Below are 289 nucleotides of genomic sequence, written 5' to 3' on the forward strand. Positions count from 1 at the left end.
ATAGGCCTTATCCGCGGCGACAGCACCGGGCCGGGTCCGAGGACGGCCCACAGGCAGACGGACCCGAATCTTCTGCAACACGGGGACGAACTGCGGACTGTCGCCGGCCTGTCCTGCGGTCAGCACGAGGGACAGCGGACGGCACCCGCGGTCCGCGGCGAGATGAATCTTGCTCGTCAGTCCGCCACGGGATCTGCCGAGCAGGGCCTGGTTCAGCCGGAACCTGCGCCGCCTCCGGATACGCCGTCGCTCTTCCTGCTCGGGGCCGTCCCCACCGTCCTGCCCGTTG

At 69.9% G+C, this 289-nt stretch carries 1 pseudogene; it reads right to left on the minus strand.

The window, feature by feature from the left end:
- Positions 1–289, minus strand: a pseudogene (locus ACYF6T_RS44765) (hypothetical protein); the annotation flags it as partial.

The sequence above is a fragment of the Streptomyces sp. 7R007 genome, from assembly GCF_054850255.1.